This window comes from Enterobacter sp. Res13-Sevr-PEC09-46, from assembly GCF_015672585.1.
Lineage (GTDB): Bacteria > Pseudomonadota > Gammaproteobacteria > Enterobacterales > Enterobacteriaceae > Enterobacter > Enterobacter hormaechei_C.
In genome coordinates, this window is record NZ_JADABR010000020.1 from 478,952 (window position 1) to 497,617 (window position 18,666).

General features: G+C 57.8%; 17 protein-coding genes. All 17 read right to left on the reverse strand.

The window, feature by feature from the left end; all coding sequences use genetic code 11:
- Positions 1–22: 22 nt before the first annotated feature.
- The 17 genes from tssG to tssM all read right to left on the reverse strand — a co-directional run bounded on the left by tssG (position 23) and on the right by tssM (position 18,664).
- Positions 23–1,066 (reverse strand): type VI secretion system baseplate subunit TssG, encoded by a 1,044-nt coding sequence (tssG, locus tag IMQ56_RS15895; RefSeq protein WP_196064067.1) that lies wholly within the window; start codon positions 1,064–1,066, stop codon positions 23–25.
- On the reverse strand, positions 1,063–2,934 hold the full coding sequence (gene tssF, locus IMQ56_RS15900; RefSeq protein ID WP_023296775.1) for a type VI secretion system baseplate subunit TssF: 1,872 nt from the start codon (positions 2,932–2,934) through the stop codon (positions 1,063–1,065). The genes tssG and tssF overlap by 4 nt, the downstream gene beginning before the upstream one ends.
- Positions 2,935–2,936: 2 nt before the next feature.
- Complete coding sequence (tssE, locus tag IMQ56_RS15905) at positions 2,937–3,500, reverse strand: type VI secretion system baseplate subunit TssE (protein ID WP_015570336.1); 564 nt, start codon at positions 3,498–3,500, stop codon at positions 2,937–2,939.
- Positions 3,493–4,305 carry a type VI secretion system accessory protein TagJ gene (locus IMQ56_RS15910; protein WP_017384294.1) on the reverse strand — a complete coding sequence of 271 codons (813 nt, stop codon included), beginning with the start codon at positions 4,303–4,305 and terminating at the stop codon, positions 3,493–3,495. The genes tssE and IMQ56_RS15910 overlap by 8 nt, the downstream gene beginning before the upstream one ends.
- A 9-nt stretch (positions 4,306–4,314) precedes the next feature.
- Positions 4,315–5,301, reverse strand: a complete 987-nt coding sequence (locus tag IMQ56_RS15915; protein WP_196064068.1) for a hypothetical protein — start codon at positions 5,299–5,301, stop codon at positions 4,315–4,317.
- A 16-nt stretch (positions 5,302–5,317) separates the two neighbouring features.
- Positions 5,318–6,115 carry a protein phosphatase 2C domain-containing protein gene (locus tag IMQ56_RS15920; protein WP_003859969.1) on the reverse strand — a complete coding sequence of 266 codons (798 nt, stop codon included), beginning with the start codon at positions 6,113–6,115 and terminating at the stop codon, positions 5,318–5,320.
- Entirely contained in the window at positions 6,112–7,887 is a 1,776-nt protein-coding gene (tagH, locus tag IMQ56_RS15925; protein ID WP_196064069.1) for a type VI secretion system-associated FHA domain protein TagH, read from the reverse strand. The genes IMQ56_RS15920 and tagH overlap by 4 nt, the downstream gene beginning before the upstream one ends.
- A gap of 112 nt (positions 7,888–7,999) precedes the next feature.
- Positions 8,000–8,398: a hypothetical protein gene (locus IMQ56_RS15930; RefSeq protein WP_032658937.1), complete on the reverse strand. Its 399-nt coding sequence runs from the start codon at positions 8,396–8,398 to the stop codon at positions 8,000–8,002.
- Position 8,399: 1 nt separating this feature from the next.
- Positions 8,400–9,389, reverse strand: coding sequence for a hypothetical protein (locus tag IMQ56_RS15935; protein WP_196064070.1), 990 nt, complete (start codon positions 9,387–9,389; stop codon positions 8,400–8,402).
- Positions 9,390–9,431: 42 nt separating this feature from the next.
- Positions 9,432–9,785, reverse strand: coding sequence for a T6SS amidase immunity protein Tai4 family protein (locus IMQ56_RS15940; RefSeq protein WP_032658941.1), 354 nt, complete (start codon positions 9,783–9,785; stop codon positions 9,432–9,434).
- Positions 9,782–10,264 carry a type VI secretion system amidase effector protein Tae4 gene (locus IMQ56_RS15945; RefSeq protein WP_006810953.1) on the reverse strand — a complete coding sequence of 161 codons (483 nt, stop codon included), beginning with the start codon at positions 10,262–10,264 and terminating at the stop codon, positions 9,782–9,784. Before IMQ56_RS15945 ends, IMQ56_RS15940 begins: the two co-directional genes overlap by 4 nt.
- A gap of 58 nt (positions 10,265–10,322) precedes the next feature.
- A complete protein-coding gene (locus IMQ56_RS15950) occupies positions 10,323–10,805 on the reverse strand; it encodes a type VI secretion system tube protein Hcp (RefSeq protein WP_014884229.1) in 483 nt (160 codons plus the stop codon).
- Positions 10,806–11,179: 374 nt separating this feature from the next.
- The gene (tssC, locus tag IMQ56_RS15955; protein WP_006810956.1) at positions 11,180–12,679 is read right to left on the reverse strand and encodes a type VI secretion system contractile sheath large subunit; all 1,500 of its coding nucleotides are present in this window, start codon (positions 12,677–12,679) and stop codon (positions 11,180–11,182) included.
- A gap of 3 nt (positions 12,680–12,682) precedes the next feature.
- Entirely contained in the window at positions 12,683–13,207 is a 525-nt protein-coding gene (gene tssB / locus IMQ56_RS15960) for a type VI secretion system contractile sheath small subunit (protein WP_196064071.1), read from the reverse strand.
- 75 nt (positions 13,208–13,282) lie between these two features.
- The gene (gene tssA, locus IMQ56_RS15965) at positions 13,283–14,299 is read right to left on the reverse strand and encodes a type VI secretion system protein TssA (RefSeq protein ID WP_017693278.1); all 1,017 of its coding nucleotides are present in this window, start codon (positions 14,297–14,299) and stop codon (positions 13,283–13,285) included.
- A gap of 11 nt (positions 14,300–14,310) precedes the next feature.
- Positions 14,311–15,027 (reverse strand): type VI secretion system-associated protein TagF, encoded by a 717-nt coding sequence (tagF, locus tag IMQ56_RS15970; protein ID WP_015570330.1) that lies wholly within the window; start codon positions 15,025–15,027, stop codon positions 14,311–14,313.
- 16 nt (positions 15,028–15,043) lie between these two features.
- Positions 15,044–18,664, reverse strand: a complete 3,621-nt coding sequence (gene tssM, locus IMQ56_RS15975; protein ID WP_047727188.1) for a type VI secretion system membrane subunit TssM — start codon at positions 18,662–18,664, stop codon at positions 15,044–15,046.
- Between the last annotated feature and the right edge of the window lie 2 nt (positions 18,665–18,666).

Consider the following 18,666-nt stretch of genomic DNA (forward strand, 5'->3'; position numbering starts at 1 on the left):
AATGATTCGGTATACGGAAGGATTATCGCTCTGCGCGATACACCAGATCGCCACGCGGAACAGGCTGAGGCTGAAGGCCGAGCCAGGTGTTGTACCCTAATCGCCCGGCGCTACCGAGCGTGGCGCCCTGCACCGCATCGACGCGCAGGATCACCCGTGTTTCCCATTCAAATTCCACCCCGGCGTACTGTCGCACCCAGTCGCGCAGCTCGGTCACCCACCCTTCGCCCGGCAGAAAACGGTTGTAGTCGTCTGCGCTCAACGGGCCAATCTCAAGCCGAAATTTATGCTGCACGTCGCGTACCGCAATGCCGAGAAAAGCGGACTCTCCCATGCGCGGCATACGCCGCCCCTCGCCCAGCTGTGCCTGCTCCCGCGTTGAGAGCGGCATCCACTGCGGGACGTTGGCCACCAGCCTGACCGGCACGTTGAAATAGTTGCGCAGGATTTTCTCCAGCCCTTCCGGGTCCCGCCCGTGTCGGGTCAGGTGCCCGGCGTGAGTAAAGCGGGCGTGCGCGCTCAGGCTGCCTTTCGACATCTGGGCAGGCTGCCCCATGCCAATCAGCGATGCCAGATATCCTTCGAAGCGCCTGTTGTCGTTGCGATCCAGTGAAACGGCAGGCTGCGCGTCCGCCCAGGCGCGGTAGAACAGCAGCGTCAGGCGGTGGTGAAAGAGGTCGGCAAACGCGCTGAGGCTGTGATCCTGATGATGATGAATACGCTCGCGGGCATACTCAGTCATGTGCACCGGCAGCGGGCCGTTAGGACCAAACAGGCCGAAGCTCAGTATGGAAACGTCATGCAGTCCGTTCTCTTCCCGCTGCCGGACCTCAGCAACCGTTGACGGCGCAAAGCCCATTGAAGGCTGCTGACCAATACGCAGCGGCTCAAATTTAGGCAGCGGCGCGCGCCCCAGCGGGTAACGCTCACCGCCCTGGGCATCAATGCGTCTTAACAGCTGGAACAGATCGTAGCGCCACGGCGTCTCGCGCACCCCGCGCCAGAACGCATCGGGGAGCGGCGTCAGGCGATGCACGCGCAGCGTTACAGGGGCAACTTCACTCATACCAGCGCCCTTTTACCCATGCGCGGCGCCCAGTAGCCGATTTCGCCGCGCTGCTGGCTCTTGAGCGTGAACTCCGTAAAGCTGTTGATGGAGACCAGGCGGGCAAAAAGGCGTTCCAGCACGCTGCCGAAAAGCCACGGGCTGGCGCCGGAAAAGGCGCGTTCGTCCACCGTCAGGGTGATGCCGATCCCGCGGGCGAACACCACCGGGCCGGGTTCAGGCACGCGGCGGTGCACCGGCTCCAGCACGCAGTGACGAACGCCATCCACCTGACGAGCAACCGGCGTCTCGGCCAGGTTGGCGTATAGCCCTAACAGCTGACGCAGCGCGGCTGCGCCCTCTTCGTTTTCGCTGTCCATCAGGCTGAGGTAGTTCATTTGCAGCTGGCTAATGAGCCGCCAGGTGCTGAACCCTTCCGCCAGCGCCGGACGCGGCGGCGTCGGGCCTTTACGCAGGGTTAACGCCTTCACCGGCATGGAGTCGGCCATAATAAACTGCCCAAGCTCCTGCTGGAGCATCAGCGGCAGGTCACGGCTGGTGCACAGCACCTCGGCGGAAATGTAGCGCAAATTCTCCTGCCACGGCGCGTGCTGCGCATCCACCAGCGAGACGAAGACCTCCGAGCCGATATAGCCCGTGCGGGTGCCATAGCGCAGCGCGTGTTCGGAGAGAACGCGCTGCTCACGGCGCAGGGAAAAATAGGCGCCGTAGTTGCCCGCGTCTCCGCTCCAGGTACTCCAGAAAGGACGAAACGTCTGGTCGTCCCGCTGACCATCGGCGCTGGCATAAATTTTTTTCACGGCATAAATTTCATAATCTAGCGGGCGGATGTTATCCACCACCAGGTGGTATTCATGCTGGCTTTCGCTCAGCTTCTGCCGGGCCGCCACTTTCGGGAACAGGTTGATCACCGGCGTGCAGTGCAGCGCCAGGTGGCTGGCATCCACCACGCGCTCCAGCTGATCGTCGCTCTTGTCGAGCAGAATGAAGATATCAAACGCTTTTTCGTCTTCGCAGCGCTGGATCAGCTTGCCCAGCCCGCTCAGGCTGATGAAACGAAAACGCGCCGGGAACGCAAAGTACTCCTGCAACAGGCGATAGCCGTCGAAGTTGCGCAGATCGTCCGGGAGCAGCGCCTGGTCCGCATTAAAGCCTTCCTGACGCAGGGCGTCAGACGACAGCAGCTGGCGCTGGGGCTGCTTGCTGACCGTCTGGCAGACAATACCCGCGTGGTGCTCCATCACCAGCTCCAGCAGCTTCAGCGCCTCGATGTCCGGGCCGCTTAAGAAGAACTCCAGGCGGTCAAAGTCCAGGTGCCCGAGATGCTGCGGGCCATCGCAGGCAATGCGGATCCGTAAGGCGCTGCTGATCCCCCGCTGGCTCAGGCCGAGCTGGGCCAGCGGCAGATCGGCGGGAACGCCGCCCAGCTCGATCCGCTCAATTTTTAACGGCAGCAGGTTCACCTCGTGCGCCGTGGTATAGCTGCACGTAACGCCGGTCTTTTTCAGCGCCAGGCTGTCCATCATGGTGCCGCGCGGCACAATAAAGCCTTTGCTCAGGTCGCCGCGGCTGCTGTCGGGCTGAATTTCAGCGATCGCCATCGACGGCGTAGGCGCCAGATAATTTGGCGCAATCATCTCCAGCATACGCTGTGAAAAGCGCGGAAATTCGGCGTCCATTTTCATCTGCACGCGGGAGGTCAGGAAGGCGAAACCTTCCATCAGGCGCTCAATGTACGGGTCCGCCACTTCGATGCCGCGCATGCCGAGCCGCCCCGCCACTTTCGGGTAGCGCTCGGCGAACTCTGCGCCCATCTCGCGCAGATAGGCCAGTTCACGGTTGTAATATTCGAGCAGTTTGCTTTCCATAATTACCCCGCATCCTTCAGTTCAAAATGGCCGTTCTCAAGATCGACGTCGGTGCGAAAGAGAAATTCCAGCGGATACGGCACGCACCACAGGCGACCTTTGATTTCGATAGACAGAACGTTGTGCAGATCTAACGAGGAGGTATCGGACACGCAGCGAACCTGAAGCCCCTGCGGCAGGATCCGCGGTTCAAAGTTAATAATCGCTTCGGTGAGCTTGCGCTGAATGTCGTGCCATTCAATATCGGACATTCTTTTCCCCGCCAGCGGCGCCACGCCAAAGTTAACGACGGAACGGCTCACCTGCGTCAGCCCGCTCAGATCGCTGGAGGCATCGTGGTTAATGGTATTAAACAACCACTGTAAATCCCGCAGGACGTTACGACGCAGCGCGGCGTGGGTGATCAGATTGCTGTTGGCGGACTCGCGTTTTTTTTCCGGATCGTTATCCGTCAGGCGATCCAGCAGTGAGGGCTGCATTTTGTCGCGCGCCCCCACTTTCTCCTGCCTGCTGCGGGCCTGCCAGCCGCTGCGCAGCAGATCGCCTTCGCCAGCGGGATTACTCATCCGCACCATCCGAGGTAAATGTCACCAGGCTCAGGGTAAGCAGCGGGCTTTCGCTTTGCTCGCTCAGCCAGGCTTTCTGTCCCATGCCTTCATACAGGGCGCCGTCATCGTCCAGCGGGAGCCATTCGGTGGTGCGCCCCAGCTTAACGCTGTCTGGCGCCCCGTCAGCAAACGGATAACGCGCCGGGATCTGACACACCTGCTCGGTGCCGTCCGTGAGGCGGACCAGCGCATGACGCCACACCAGATCGGTCACGCTGGCCGGAGCCTGAAAACGGATCGCGTCGATGGCGCAGAACGGCACCCAGAAATAACGGCCATTGACCAGGGTTTCACACACCGGCCCCAGACGGGCATCGCCGTCCATCAGCCATTCAAAGGTGTGGCTCTCTTCATTCTCCAGCGTGACCTGCCCGCGGCTTGCCGGGGCCTGTTCGAGTGCCGCCAGGCGCAGCGTTTGCGCTTGCCCTGCGCTTTCGGTCAGCGCCTGGGCTAACGTCGTCAGCCACGGCCACTGCGCCTCGGGCATTGCCGGTCGTACCTCCCCCGCGAACACGCGCGCACGCTGCTGTTCACCCTGAATGGCCTGCTCCAGCAGCGTTACGGTCGGTTTTGCCTGCGGCTTCAGCGCCAGCCAGCTTTTCAGCTGGGTCAGGGCGCGCGCCCAGTTGCCGCTGAGGATCAGAAACTGCACAAACGCAGCGCGCAGATCGGCATCCGCCGGACGGGCTTTGATATCGGCTTCCAGGCGAAGCAGCGCGTCGCTAATCGACTCGCCCGCCAGACGTTGATAAAGCGTATTCATAGCCCCTCCTTAATTCGCCGCGCGCCAGGCGCCCACTGCCGGATCGCGCAACTGCGGGCGCAGCGTGTCAATCAGAACAACGTTCAGCTCCGCGCCCGGTGCAACCCATGCGCTCCAGATCTTCTTCACTTCTGCGATACGCGCCTGGAGTCTGGCGTCGTCGCTGGCGATCTCACGGGTGATTTCCACCGCCACCGTGCCGTTGCTCTTCCAGCCGTTCAGGGTGCTGTCGTACGGCAGGATCATCCAGCTCTGGTCGCTGTTCTGGGTGCTGAAGACCATGCGCTCTTTGTTGACGGAGGTGATCAGCGCCTTTTCAGGATCGACCGTGTTGTTCAGCCCCATCACCGGGAAGCCGTGAATGTAGGTGACCGGAATCGCTTTCTGCGTCCCGTTACGGTTCTGCGTCACCTCGGTGTGGCCGCTGAGCCAGCTGCCGTTGCCGCAGCGGGTGGTGTCGGAATCCGGAATAAACAGCGCTGGCGCGGAGGAACCGCCCTCCCAGAAGGTGCGCAGGTGGCAACCGTCCTGAAGGGTGAACTCCTGCCATGGCGTACGATCTGCCGCCACGGTGTGCGTCTCCGGATTCTGGTCAGGCGGCAGCAGCGCGCCTGAGGTGGAGGTCGTTGCCGCCGCCGTTTCCTGCTGCTTCACCACCAGCGCCCAGTCCTGCGCTTTAGCCGCTGTGCCCCGGGCAAGCGTCGTGCCTTCCGGATCGTTAAGCGTCCAGTTCAGGGTATTCAGCTTGCTGCACTGGTGCTCCAGCAGCGAGCCAAGGCGCGGCACGAAGTTTTCCAGCACCGAAACCTCTTTCTTGCCGTTCGCCACGATACGCAGCGCCACGTCCGCCTTACACCAGCTTTGCGGCGTATTGTCTTTAATGTTGTCGATCCAGATATCCAGCTTCTGCGCAGGAGACTGCACGATGCGGAAGTTTTCAGCCTGTGCGGTGGTCGCCACCGTCAGAAGAGCCAAACCCGATAGCCAAAGTTTCATATCAATCCTTGTGTGTCTAATCAGTTCCGCAGGGAAGAAATTGTGCTGCGTCAGAGAGCGTATGCAGCAAAGTGGTGTCCTGAGGGTTGCCCATCCACACCGCCACGGCGGTATAGTTATCCTGAGCATTGCCCTCCTGTTCGGCATTCTTTTGAATGATTTGGTTCATTAAGGTCAGCCACTCCTGTGGCGTATTGACCATATGCAGCGACTGCTTCATCTGCTCTTCGCTGACGCCGTGCCAGAAACCGTCAGTGCAGAGTAAAAAGGCATCACCGTCCTCAACCTGCACGACATCGCTGTAGCTCGCTTCCGGTCCGCCATTCTCAATACCCAGCGCCAGATACAGCAGGTTGCTGTTGAGATCGTCGGTCTGATGCCCGGCATCTTTCATCTGCTGGACGAGGCTGTGATCGGTGGTGACATGCCACAGCCAGCCGCGGCGAAACAGGTACAGGCGGCTGTCTCCGGCGTGCGCCCAGTAAGCCAGACGGTAATCCCTGTCGATAAACAGGCTGACCAGCGTGGTGCCCATCCGGCGATAGTCCTGCACGGCCTGTTGTTCGCTGAGGATGGTGCGGTTCGCCGTTTGGACGTAGTCACGAATATGCTGCGCATTCAGGTGCTTGTCGCCGTCAAAGCGGGAAATAATGCTGTTGCGGGCCAGCTCAGCGGCCACCTCGCCGCCCGGCAGGCCCGCGATGCCGTCACAGACGACAAAGCAGGCTGAACGTTCCCCGATGGTTTCTCCCGTCTGATCCTGGTTGCTGGCGCGCGTCCCCTGGCGGGAGAGAGAAGCCGTTGCGATATTCATTTTTCTTCCGATCCGCTTTGTGAGTCTTTGTACTGATTGACCTCCATGTCATAGGCATGGAGGAAGGCTTCGCCAAACAGGGTATGGAAGTCGTCCTCGATCTCGCCCGCCGTCTCGCCATAGCTACGCACGAAATAATCCCACAGCGCGGCTTTACGGCTGCCCGGCAGCGCCAGGCGTGACGTCATCCCGTTCTGCTTCGCCTGCTCTTCCAGCTGTTCCGGGTTAAAGGATTGCAGCATGGCGGCGATAATGGCGCGGATACCGGAGATCATCCCCAGCTGGTGCGCCTGGAGATCGATCAGCGCATCACGCACCGATTTGGTCGGCGGCATAAAGCCCGGCATCGGCGTGCCGAACATCTGGATCAGCACCGTTTTCCCGGTCGGCAACAGTTTGAACGGGTTGTTCGCATCGTCGAGCACCATGGTCATATCGGCTTTCACTCCACGCTTGAGGATGGAGCGCGAGGAGAGCAGCGCCACGGTCCCCTGCGAGAACATGCCCAGGATCTGACCCAGCTGACGCATATTTTCCCGGTCAAACTGCGGCACCGGCTGCATTTCGCTCAGGCCCATGCCCTCCAGCAGCGCCTCCAGCAGTTCGCCCTGAAGCACCTCGCCCCGCTCGCCGGTCTGCGCGGAGGCAGCAGGCGAAGCAGCGTTTTTAACCGGGTCGATACGCAGGCGGCCTTTAGGCGCCTGCGCGTTGCTGCGCGCCACGGCCTGCGGCGTTGGCATGGTGAAGCCAGCGTAATCAGGACGCGCGGGCTCCTCTTCCGCGCGCGGCGCATCCTGTGGTTCAGTCGGTTCCGGATCGAACAGCGGTGAGCTGGCCAGCGCATCCTCTTCCTGTGCGGCTTGCGCTTCAGGCTTTGGCTCCGGCTTATCAGCCACGATTTCATCCGGATGGGTTAACGGCGCGCCGCCCATCAGGCCGAGAGGGTCATCGTGACGCGCGGCAGGTGCGCTCGCCGACCCGCCAAACAGGGCTAACGGATCGAGTTCGTCCGACGCCTCTTCCTTTGGCCGGGCAGGTTTGCTTTCGTCCGGCTGTCCCAGCGTTGAAGGGGTAACATCGTCAAAGATGCTCTCTTTTTTAAACAATGCTTCATCGCTGAACAGGGTGTCCGGGTCAACGTTTTTACGTTCAAGCGACGGTTCGGCGTCGTTAAACATTGCCAGCGGATCTTCGGCATTCCGCTCCGGGGCCGCAGGCTGGGAGAACGGGTCGTGGGAGGCCGCGGGCTGTGGTTTTGCCCGGTTGCTGGAGATGCTGTCGGAGATGGAAAACTCCTGCATCAGGCTGTCCCAGATTTCCGACGGCACGGCCGTAGGTTCAGCTTTTCCGCGAGGCGCGGCGCTGGCCGGTTTCGGTTGCGGCGCTGGTGCAGGTGTCGCCACTGGGCGCGCCTGCTGCATGCTGGCCGCCATGCGGCTTACGGGCTGGGTGTCATGAATGAGTTCGCTGACTTCAATGCGATAATCATCAATACCGAGAATATCCCCATCCTGAAGCTCAACCTGACGCCCACGCTCCAGCGGGATATCATTCAGTACCACGCGGGTAACGCTGCCGCGGTTCGTGACGCGGCATTCGCCACTGGCGTCGACGTGAACGATGGCCTGCAAACGCGAGATGGTGCGGTCATTGTCCGGCAGCACCAGATTGTTATCCGTACCGCGCCCAATGGTGCCGCCCGGGGCATAAAAATCACAGCTGCTTTGCGGCGGCTGATGACCGGGTTTCGTAGAAATAATCGTGAATCGCATGGCGTATTCCTGCTGGTATGATTAGCGCTCAAACGCTGCCGCTCTCGGGGGTGAGAACGGCGGGGTTTGGGGGTTAATTCAGAAAGGCATCGTTAAAATTTTCAATATAAAATTAGACACTATTAATGCTCGAAAGAATTAACAGCAGTAAAAATATAACAGTGGCAATAAGTATTTTTCTTCTATACGACTTAACCCATGACAAATCAAAATCAGAAAAAATTTTATTGCACGACTGTGGCTCAAGCCAACGACACTCAGTTAATCTCACACGCTTACCCTGTAAGACCCGTGATAAAATTGTGGTGAGGAAACCAAATCCCCAGAACCCAAGATTTTGCCAGGTTTGATAATCTTCTTTTTTGAGCAACTGTTGATTTGTTAATATCGCATATATTTGATTAACCTGGCGATAATTTTTCCGATAGTCTATATAAAATGAAATAACTATGCCTATAAAAGCAATAAAGAGACAGATAATAACAGCAGAGTAAATATTATTAAAAATCACTTTATTCTCCGCTAAAAATTAAATTGTTTAGCTGTTCTCCTGCAAACCCACCGATTTGTGTTCCGCCCGCTGCCCCGACTGCACCAACCACTAAACCACAGATGAGTGTACCTGTCCCCGCTGTGGGCACACCTAATGCAAGACAAACAGGAGCCGCAAGGGAGGAGCCTAATGCAGCACCAGCGACACCGCCTCCAAATTTGCTATATTCTGTCACTGCAACTCTGCTGCACTCATGTTCTCTTCCAGTAGTGCAGGCATGATAAACTTCGTTAGACGTATTCATAAAAGAAAAACCTAAAGCAACCCATCCACCTGCTTTCAGGTAAGAGGAAATTCTGGCTGCTCTGTCAATATATGTTGAGTAGCCGGGGATTGCACCAATACCAACTGTACTCCATTCATGGACTATTGATTTCGTGGACAGTCCTAATGCTCTCTTAAGATCCGCATAATCTTTAAACTTAAGCTGTTTTTTAGTTATTTTATTTAACAAGGGTTTCAATTGCGCGAAAAGCGCATTGCGCTCAGCATAAAATTGTTGGCCAAAAAGCGCACCTTGTGTCCTGTACTGATTTTGATAGGTGGCTTCAATTTTAATTAAAATATTTTCAATTTGCTTAAAATATGACTCACCTGTACCGCTCACGCCCCCGACGATTGTATCGCCCCAGCCTGTTATGGCTTTTATATTATCATAATTATTTTTCAAAAACTCAGCGGTGGCTCCATCCAAAGTCGCAAGCGCGTTGGTCACCTTCTTTTTTGCAATGGCTAAGCTATTGAGCTGTTGAGTTTGATTATCGCCAAGCGGGTCAGCAACAATTAATATTTGTCCGGGTTTGAGCCACGCAGTGTCTTTATTCAATTGCATAAAATACTCGGATTTTTCATTGCGCGCAGTGCCAAATAGCTGTCTTGCCTGAAAATCCAGAGTGCCGGGTTGCTGAACGACACAGTAACCTGGAGCAACGTTTGACGGACTTGCCATGTAAACTCCTTGTATTTTTAATGTGTAGCTTTTGCAGAAAGTTTATTTTTGGACATTGAGTTGGCGAATCGCATCGCTATGGGATATTAAGCTGCACTTTAATACCTCATAGTTTGCCGGTGCCGTACCACCTAGCTTTTGTTTCAGTAAGGAGTTAATAACCTCGTCGGCTTTTTCGAAATTCTCGGCAGGCAGGTTACTGACTTCCAGCCATGCTGCGGCGCTTGCCTTTGCATCATTTTTCAGCGTCGCACTGTCCGCAATCTTGCCGATACAGCGATTCTGCACCCAGTTTTCAAAAATCTGTTGTTGAGAAAAGGTGTTAACGTCCGGGAGAGTATGGGCGATGGTATATGAGGTATTTAACGCGAGTACGAAAGCGAGTAAACGTCTCATTTCAGGCTCCAGAGCGTAGCGCTGCCAGGAATAAACGAACCATTACCGGGAGAACCCAAGAAATGGCAATCATCGGAGCAAATATTCCCATTCCAGAGCGTGACATGTCCAGTGGCATCGCTCCAGCCGTGACCGCTAAAGATAATAATACCTTGTTTACCTGCAAATTGGCTTGGTGTTGGAGACGTCACCGTCATATCTGCATTACCCAGTACAGTTGGCAGAAAAGCAATCATATCCTTTACGCGATACATGTAACGTTTTTTATCACTCCCCGTAACCGTCGCATATCTGCTGTTGGAGGGAATTGGAACGCCACAATAATTTAAAACGTAGCTCATACGAATGGGGCATGCATTTTGGAAAATTCCGGCTTCAATATTGTGCTGGACTTTTCCACCCAATAATTTGCCCACCGTTTCGACATTGACATTAACTTCTCTGAATCTGTTCCAGGCGGCACCAAAAGCAGGACGCATAAGTATTTTCCCTTTTAGAAAGTACAGGCTAAAGTGAGCCCTTTCGGGCCCACTCCTGTTACGCTTCTTTATTTTCTTTGATGTTCCAGCCAGCGCTGCTTTCAGCACCTTTACCACCGGCAGTGGTCTGCTCCCAGTACTGCTGTTTCACTTTCGCAGCCTGGAATGCATAGGTCACGCCAACGGTATCGCCGTTGTCTGCACCCGTGTACTGAACGGAAGTCACGAGAACGTCTTCCAGGGTAATGCGGGTGTATTCAACCTGCTGACCACCCGCTTTGCAGACGGATAGTTCAACTTTGGTCAGGTGTTTACCGCTTGCGCAGTGTTTCAGGATTGCTGTAGTGGATTTGTCGATCAGAGCGTTTACGTGTAGATCGTTAAAGTTCACTTTACCGGCACCGCCGCCACCGCCAACGCTCATATTACCTGGCTGGGACGCGCCCCAGGAGAAGGAGGTAATATCAGTCCAGCCGGTGTGGTTAGAATCTTTAGATTCGCCCGTAACACCCTCGACCTTCAGAAACATATCAATAGCCATAATATCTACTCTTCGTGGATGAACAATATTGCTTTCGAAAAAGCCCTTATATGGCAAACAGGAAAGCATGGGGCTGAATAAAACCGTCCATATTTTACCTCTGCCTCATATCAAACGACCCGTGTCATTTGACAGTCTTACATTCCCCCGAAATAACGGAATGAATGTGAAGTCTTTATTACTGTGCTTTATTGTGGAACCAGTTAAGGACAGCATTAGCAATTTAGCCGTCTTTCTTGCCGGGTGGCGCTGTGCTTACCCGGCCTACATTGAGCAACGATATCAATTGATTGCACGTTTGATTGTAGGCCCGTGCAAGCGTAGCGCCGCCGGGCGAAACTCACAAAACGCACGTAGTCAGCAGTCTGACGCTCTTACGCGTCCTTCGTCTTCAGCGACGGCAGTTTAGATACCAGACGCAGGGAAACGGTCAGACCTTCCAGCTGGTAGTGCGGACGCAGGAAGAACTTCGCGGCGTAGTAGCCCGGGTTGTCTTCGATTTCCTGCACCTGCACTTCCGCCGCCGCCAGTGGTTTGCGGGACTTAGTTTCCTGGGAGGAGTTAGCCGGGTCGCCGTCCACGTAGTTCATCACCCAGTCGTTCAGCCAGCGTTCCATCTCTTCGCGCTCGCGGAAGGAGCCGATTTTGTCGCGCACGATGCACTTCAGGTAGTGAGCAAAACGGCAGCAGGCGAACAGGTACGGCAGACGGGAGGCCAGGCGCGCGTTAGCGGTGGCGTCCGGGTCGTGGTACTCGGCCGGTTTTTGCAGAGACTGCGCGCCGATGAAGGCGGCGAAGTCGGAGTTTTTGCGGTGCACCAGCGGCATAAAGCCGTTTTTCGCCAGTTCCGCTTCACGACGGTCGCTGATGGCGATCTCGGTCGGGCACTTCATGTCCACGCCACCGTCATCGCTCGGGAAGGTGTGGCACGGCAGGTTTTCCACCGCCCCGCCGGATTCCACGCCGCGAATCGAGGTGCACCAGCCGTACTCTTTGAAGGAGCGGTTGATGTTGGCTGCCATCGCATAGGCCGCGTTCGCCCAGGAGTAGCTGTTGTGGTTCGCGCCGTCGGTCTGCTCTTCAAAATCGAAGCTGTCCACCGGGTTGGTGCGAATACCGTACGGCAGACGCGACAGGAAGCGCGGCATCACCAGACCCAGATAGCGGGCATCTTCTGATTCACGCAGTGAACGCCAGGCAGCGTATTCGGTGTTCTGGAAGATTTTAGTCAGGTCGCGCGGGTTAGCCAGCTCCTGCCAGGACTCCATCTGCATCACGCCCGGCGCGGTGCCGGTGATGAACGGACAGTGGGCCGCAGAGCCGATGCGCGCCATCTCGCCCAGCAGCTCAACGTCCTGCGGGCTGTGGTCGAAGTAGTAGTCGCCCACGATGCAGCCAAACGGCTCGCCACCGAACTGGCCGTACTCCTGCTCGTAGATTTTCTTGAAGATCGGGCTCTGGTCCCAGCCCACGCCCTTGTAGCGCTTCAGGGTGCGGCCCAGCTCCTGCTTGGAGATGCTCATAAAACGGATCTTCAGCATCTCGTCGGTTTCGGTATTGTTCACCAGGTAGCTCAGCCCGCGCCAGGCGCTCTCCAGCTTCTGGAACTCCTCGTGGTGAATAATCTGGTTCACCTGCTGTGAAAGCTGCTCGTCAATACCGGCAATCAGGTTCTGAATGGTGCGGTAGGTATCGTTTGAGAAGGTCACGGTGTTTTCCAGCGCCTGCTGCGCCAGGGTTTTAACCGCGCTTTCTACGGCAGAGCGCGCCTGATCGGTTTTCGGGCGGAACTCTTTATTCAGCAGCGCGCTGAACTCGTCCTGGCTGAACGCCTGGCCCGCCTGCTGATCGTGTTGTTGAGTCTGGTTGCTCATCGATTATTCCTCGCTACCTTTCGCACTTTCGTCATTTTTTGGCAACTGGCTCAGGGATTTGAGCAGCGTCGGATCCTGGAGAATTTTCGCGATCAGCTCTTCCGCACCGTTTTTACCGTCCATGTAGGTCAGCAGGTTGGAGAGCTGGGTACGGGCTTCCAGCAGCTTGTTCAGCGGCTCTACTTTGCGGGCCACCGCGTCCGGCAGGAAGTCGTCCATGCTGTCGAAGGTCAGATCGACGTTGAGCTTACCTTCGCCGGTCAGGGTGTTATCCACCTGGAACGCCACGCGCGGCTTCAGCGCCTTCATGCGTTCGTCGAAGTTGTCGATGTCGATTTCCAGGAACTTACGCTCGTCGACGGCTGGCAGGTTTTCCACCTGCTTGCCAACCAGATCGGCCATAACGCCCATCACAAACGGCAGCTGAATTTTGCGTTCTGCGCCGTAGATCTCTACGTCGTACTCGATCTGCACGCGGGGAGCACGGTTGCGTGCGATGAATTTCTGTCCACTGTTACTCATTGCCATGATGTTCTCCATCAAAGATGCGCGGTGAAGGTGAAACGGCAGACTCCATGCCTGTCGTCATAATGCCAGGACGCGTCATTCGCGGCGTCCAAAGATGTTTTCCAGTTGGTTAACGCCGTCTGGCGCCAGGTCGCGAATAATGTCCATAAAGTTGAGTTCAGACAGCCGCTGCACCCGTTCAATCATCAGCGGTGCGGGATGGCTGGGTTCGTACTGCGCAAAATACTGCTTCGCTTTTTCCAGCATCAGCTGGGCGTCGGCGCGGCTGGTCACCTGCACGCTGCGCCAGTCCGTCACCTGCTGAACGGGCGACGCGGCCACCGGCTGCGGCTCGGCGTGCTGTTCAGCCTGCGCGTCACGGTTCGGCAGCAGCTTGCTGATATCGGTCACCTGACAGGCGCTGGAAACCAGTCCGACGGTTTTCAACAGCTGTTCCATCTCCGGTACGCCACTTTCCCCGAGATAGCCGGTAAGCAGTTCGCGGATGGCCAACAGGCGTTCGTTGATCACGATTACCGCTTCGGTGCCGGGCTGATCGCCCCGGGCCAGCTCATCGATCAGTCGTGGACGACCGCCCGGATAATCCGGACACTCGGTTTTACTGCCGTCAAGCAGCGCCTGGGCGTCACGGAGCGAAATCTCATCGCCGTTTGAGCGGAGCAGTGAGGCGTTACGCACCGCGACCGTCAGGTCAGATTTATCACTCAGCCCGGCGAGGGCGTTGATGCGGTAGAACGGATCGGTTTCGCCATACTCTTCCAGCAGAGGGTAAAGTTGCTCCCAGTATCGGGACAGGGCTTCCTGCACCAGCACTAGCCCGTCGGCGTAACCTGCCAGCCCGCGACGACGTGTCCAGGCATGGGTTAACGCCAGCATGACGCGAAGATCTTTGGTGCGACCCAGCAGGCTGGTGGCGAGTTTTTCCACCGTGTTCCAGTCGGCAGGCTCTGCCGGAATGATGGTGTCGCCAAACTGCTGCTCGGCTTTGCCCTGACTGGCCTGACCCATGGCCTGGAAATCGGCGTCGTACTCCAGATTTTCACCGCAGGGGTTATCGGGGCTTATCGGCGCGAGAAATTCATCGATATTCATAAGATCCCTGCTTATTCAAACATAGGCGGGTAAAGACCGTGGCGGCCCGGACGGGCGCCGCCTGCCGGATCGAACAGCAGCGTAAAGAGCTGCCCGGTGAAGTTTCCGCTGTGGACGTGGGTGTACAGCGGATAGCCGTCGCAGCGGTTTGTCCACCAGTAGCTGGTCTGGCGCAGCGGATCAAAACACTCCGCCGCCTGCGGCCAGCCCAGCGTGCTCTGACCATCGTCGTCATAGCCAATCACGTCGAGAATGTCGGAACGCTTTTGCGGCTCAACCGGCTGGGGCGCCGGGATGGTCATCAGCATTTCATCCAGCTGGGAGGCAGAATAGCTGTTACGCACCGCGTGCAGCCCCAGACGGCCAAGCTGCTGGTACCAGCTTTCAGCCTGCCCGAGCAGGCGGGATGACCACTCGGCGGGGGTGAAGCTCAGTTGCAGGCATACCGGATAGTGGCGGCCTACGCTGTCACGGCCCGGCAGCAGGCAGCCCATCTGAATCATCTGGCTACCGAGCATCGGCGGGACGACAAAGTTCCACACCGGGGCTTTAGAAAACGGGCGCTCGCCGCTGCGCTGCTCTTCCTGTTGCCAGGCCAGCAGGCCGACCTGGAACCAGTGCGACCACTGGCGTTGCAGGGTATCCGGAAAGCGACGCTGCAAAAAATCTCCGGCGCTGGGTAATTTGCCATACCAGCTATAACGGTTCATCGCAGGGGTATTCGTCATACGGCTGTCCTTGCGGTTATGGGCATGAGAAACGGGGAAGCTGGAACGGGTTGCGGATGCTGTTCGGGGCAAACTCCAGCGTAACCTGATGTCCGTCGACGTTGAAGGTGGCCTGACGGCTCAGGCTACCCGCGCCAGGGCTGGTGCGCGCCTTGTCGAAAAAGCGGTTGAGCGCCCAGGAACCGTTAGTTACCAGCGTTGCGGTGCTGCCATTGGCCAGACCGAGCTGCATACGCACCTGGTTCGTCCCGCCCGGCCCCGGCCAGGTCATGATCTGCACCGCCTGCGGACCGTGGCTGTAGCGCAGCAGCTGGCCGTCCACGTCCAGCGTCAGGTTCAGAATGGTGTTGTCCATCCGCACGGTGCGCACCGTGACCTTAAAGGATGGCGTGGTCGCGCCGTTGGCAAAGAAGGCATCGCGGACAGACTGCGCCTGCTGGAACGGACGCAACAGCCCTTCGCTGCCCGGCAGCGTTTTACCGTCGATGCCCGGCATAAAGCGCCAGTTCGCCTGGGTGGTGTCCACCTTGTTGGTCAGGTTGTCGCGGAAAAAGGTGTCCATCAGTCCGGTGCCCGGCGCGAACATGCGGGCGAGATCGTCCGGCGTCACCTCGGTGCTGGCGCTGCGCACCAGTGGATAACGCCCGGCAATCGCCTGACGGCAGAACCCACCCACTTCCACGTTAATGCGCTTACGCACGTTCTCCAGATCGCGACGCTGGGTATCGCTGCTGGCGCCGACGGCCATATTGCTGAACATGGTTTGCAGCCCGCCCGGCAGACGGCCCGCGCTGGCTTGCAGGCGGCTGATTGCATCGCCGCCCGGCGCGGGCATACCGCTGTTTGCCGCATCCTGAACGGCGGTCAGGTAGCGATAAAGCTCGTCAACCTGCTTAAGAAAATCGTCAAAGACGATGGTCTTGCCACCCTTCTCCAGCGGCTGCGCCAGCTCAATCATCGGCGCATAGTGGTCGGTCACCAGTTGCTCAGGCGCCTGCGTCACGACCGCGCCCTGCGTCGGGGCATTGTCACCGTTGCTGAACAGCGCTTCCAGCGTGCGGGTGGCGCGGTTGCTTTGGTCTTCCGCTTTCTGCGCATCTTCCGGCGCAGGCGCAGTGCGCGACAGGGTCAGCACCTTGCTCAGGTTAAGCACCAGACGGCGCAGCGGCGAGTTGGTGCCTGAAAGCAGGCGCGCGGTGTTAATACGCTGGGAAAGATCGGCGCTGTTGTTGAGCTGAATGTCAGCGAGAAAGCGATCCCAGTTGACGATAAAGTCGCGCATGTAGAGCTGGCGCACGGCGTTGTCGATCTGCTGTTTATCTTCCTGGGCGGTGGTCGCTCCCAGTACCCAGGCGTCGTCCTCGTGCAGGGCGGTGGTCACGCTGTCGATCTGGTCGTTGAAGCTCTTCCAGTAGCCGTCCGGCGTATAGAGGCCCGGTACGCCTTCACTCACCGGCTTGCCGCTTTTACGGGAAAACACCAGCTCGCTCTGCGGGCCGCCGAGATCTGAAAGCGAAACCGGCTTCAGGTTCTCATCATGCTCCAGCAGACGTTTCAGGCGGCCATATACGCGAGTTGAGAGCGGCTGCTGGTTGATAAGCGCCCTTTCACGTGCCACCAGATCCTCATCCTGCGCATACGGTGAAGCCTGAATTTTTGGCTCCAGCAGCTGGGTCAGGTGCCATTCCAGCTCCTGAAGCTGCGCCTGCGTCACGTTCTGTGGCAGGTTGCGTTGCAGGTTGAGCATCACCCACGAGTGCAGGAATTTGCCGTCATAGTGCTTCGGCTGGTAGAGCATCTGATAGGCTTTCAGCGCCTCATAGCTGTACTCCACGTCGCTGCCGTTGTCGTTGCGCAGCCAGGTGGTAATGTGCATCGCCACGGCGGGCAGCAGCATCTGATCCAGCGCCTTCTGATACAGAGACTGCGAGGCATCGCTGACGTCATCCCCGCGATAAAGCCCCATGCGGCGGGAAACCGGCGGGTCGTTAACGTCGAAGGCATTGCTTTTCGGCAGATCCACCAGGCTGTTAAGCAGCGGCAGAAGCGCAAACAGATCGCGCTGGGGCTGGTTTTGCAGCGCCTTGCTCTGCTGCTCCAGCATCGGCACTTTTGCGTCCACTTCTTCCAGATAGGCTTTATTTTTGGCGTAGCTGGTCAGCCACAGGCCACCCAGGATCACCAGCAGGGCCAGCAGCGCCGCGTAGCCGGACCACATCACGGCGCGGTTGCGCAGTTCCCACCAGCGGTTTTCCCCGGCGATGCCCGCTTCCTGGAAAATCACGTTTTGCAGCAGGTTTTTAATGAAGAAGCTTTGGCCCTTCGCGCCTGGGATCGGCGCCTCTTTGCTCACCGAATCCCAGCGCGTGCTTTCCCCCCCTTCAGGTAAGGAGAGCGCGCGATTCAGCTCGCCCATCACGCGGTCAAACGGCATCCCTTCCTGAGTGCCACTGGCAAAGTAGATGCCGCGCGGCGAAAATTCGGTTTCGAAGTTTGAACGGGCAAAGACCGTGCTCAGGTAGTCTGCCAGCAGCGGACGCAGCGCGGCGAACTCCTGCGGGAAGAGATAGGCTTCCGCACGGGTTTTGGCGTCATGCTCTTTGAGCATGGTTTCCGGAAGGCCAGCATCCAGACGCTGTTGCAGCAGGGAAAATTCCTGCTGGAAGTTGCCCATCAGGTCGTAATCAGCGTGTTTGGTCTGCTCCCACGGCAGCGTAAAGCCCCAGATCTGGTCGCGCTGGGCTTTGTCGTAATCCGCAAACCAGGCGCGGAAGCCTTTAAGCAGGTCCGCTTTGGTCACCATCACATACACCGGGAAGCGAATACCCAGCTGTTCATGCAGCTCGGAGAGACGCTGGCGCAGGTTGACCGCCTGCTGGCGCGAGGCCTCAGCGGACTGCGAAAGCAGGTCGGAAATGCTGATGGTGATAATCACGCCGTTAATGGGCTGGCGACGGCGGTATTTACGCAGCAGGTTGATAAATTCCAGCCACTCCCCGGCGTCCTGAACCTGCTCGCTCTCCTGAGTGGTGTAGCGCCCCGCGGTATCCAGCAGAACCGCCTCGTTGGTAAACCACCAGTCACAGTTGCGCGTGCCGCCAATGCCGCGCAGCGCGGTTTTACCGAAGCGATCCGCCAGCGGGAATTGCAGCCCGGAGTTGGCCAGCGCGGTGGTTTTACCTGAACCCGGCGCGCCAATAATGACGTACCACGGCAGCTGATAGAGGTACTGTGTGCTGAAGCGCTGCGTCCACTGCGCGCCATGTCCCGCTTTGCTGAAGTGGGCTTTTTTCAGCATCTGGGCGGCTTCATCGAAACGCCCGGCAAGGATCTGCTCCTCGCTGTTCAGACGTTTCTGCGGATCGGCCGCCTCCGGGCTGGTGGTATTTTCGTTGAGCTTGTCCATCAGCTTACGGTTCAGCCAGGCGTTATACAGCCGCGGCAGAATGTGGCTCTGGGCCCAAATCAGGTAGACCACCGCAATGCTGATGACGCGGTTCTGCTCTGATTCAAGGGGCCGGGTATCCACGATGGACAACAGCGGGCCAATCATCCAGATGACCGCCGCGAGCGCCGTTACGCCCAGGAAGCTCCACAGAATGCGATTGGTCAGTATAGAAAGTAGAGTTGTCAGCATCC

Bases quoted from the DNA above. Each gene is read 5' to 3' on its own strand.
- IMQ56_RS15920 (WP_003859969.1), bottom strand. From the start codon at position 6,115: ATGAATATCGCAACGGCTTCTCTCTCCCGCCAGGGGACGCGCGCCAGC.
- tssB (WP_196064071.1), bottom strand. From the start codon at position 13,207: ATGGCAATGAGTAACAGTGGACAGAAATTCATCGCACGCAACCGTGCT.
- tssF (WP_023296775.1), bottom strand. From the start codon at position 2,934: ATGGAAAGCAAACTGCTCGAATATTACAACCGTGAACTGGCCTATCTG.
- IMQ56_RS15915 (WP_196064068.1), bottom strand. From the start codon at position 5,301: ATGAAACTTTGGCTATCGGGTTTGGCTCTTCTGACGGTGGCGACCACC.
- tssG (WP_196064067.1), bottom strand. From the start codon at position 1,066: ATGAGTGAAGTTGCCCCTGTAACGCTGCGCGTGCATCGCCTGACGCCG.
- IMQ56_RS15910 (WP_017384294.1), bottom strand. From the start codon at position 4,305: ATGAATACGCTTTATCAACGTCTGGCGGGCGAGTCGATTAGCGACGCG.
- IMQ56_RS15950 (WP_014884229.1), bottom strand. From the start codon at position 10,805: ATGGCTATTGATATGTTTCTGAAGGTCGAGGGTGTTACGGGCGAATCT.
- tssC (WP_006810956.1), bottom strand. From the start codon at position 12,679: ATGAGCAACCAGACTCAACAACACGATCAGCAGGCGGGCCAGGCGTTC.
- tssM (WP_047727188.1), bottom strand. From the start codon at position 18,664: ATGCTGACAACTCTACTTTCTATACTGACCAATCGCATTCTGTGGAGC.
- tssE (WP_015570336.1), bottom strand. From the start codon at position 3,500: ATGAGTAATCCCGCTGGCGAAGGCGATCTGCTGCGCAGCGGCTGGCAG.
- IMQ56_RS15945 (WP_006810953.1), bottom strand. From the start codon at position 10,264: ATGCGTCCTGCTTTTGGTGCCGCCTGGAACAGATTCAGAGAAGTTAAT.
- IMQ56_RS15935 (WP_196064070.1), bottom strand. From the start codon at position 9,389: ATGGCAAGTCCGTCAAACGTTGCTCCAGGTTACTGTGTCGTTCAGCAA.
- tagH (WP_196064069.1), bottom strand. From the start codon at position 7,887: ATGCGATTCACGATTATTTCTACGAAACCCGGTCATCAGCCGCCGCAA.
- tssA (WP_017693278.1), bottom strand. From the start codon at position 14,299: ATGAATATCGATGAATTTCTCGCGCCGATAAGCCCCGATAACCCCTGC.
- IMQ56_RS15940 (WP_032658941.1), bottom strand. From the start codon at position 9,785: ATGAGACGTTTACTCGCTTTCGTACTCGCGTTAAATACCTCATATACC.
- tagF (WP_015570330.1), bottom strand. From the start codon at position 15,027: ATGACGAATACCCCTGCGATGAACCGTTATAGCTGGTATGGCAAATTA.